At 59.8% G+C, this 244-nt stretch carries 1 protein-coding gene; it reads left to right on the plus strand.

What is annotated here, in order from left to right; all coding sequences use genetic code 11:
* Positions 1–244: chorismate-binding protein (locus AAEZ08_RS23340; RefSeq protein WP_500125236.1), on the plus strand; the 244-nt coding region annotated here is incomplete at both ends.

Genomic DNA, 244 nt, shown 5'->3' on the forward strand with positions numbered 1-244 from the left:
CTATCGGGCGCTGCGCTGCTTCAACCCGACGCCGTACATGTACTTCTTCAACTTTGGCGACTTTCATGTCGTGGGCAGTTCGCCGGAAGTGCTGGTGCGTGTCGAAGATAATCTGATCACCGTGCGCCCGATTGCCGGTACCCGTCCTCGCGGTGCGACCGAAGAGGCGGACCTAGCGCTGGAGCAAGACCTGCTGTCCGACGACAAGGAAATTGCCGAGCACTTGATGCTGATCGACCTGGGG

The organism is Pseudomonas sp. E45-MNA-CIBAN-0222 (assembly GCF_040310405.1).
In the GTDB taxonomy this organism is placed as follows: domain Bacteria; phylum Pseudomonadota; class Gammaproteobacteria; order Pseudomonadales; family Pseudomonadaceae; genus Stutzerimonas; species Stutzerimonas stutzeri_AC.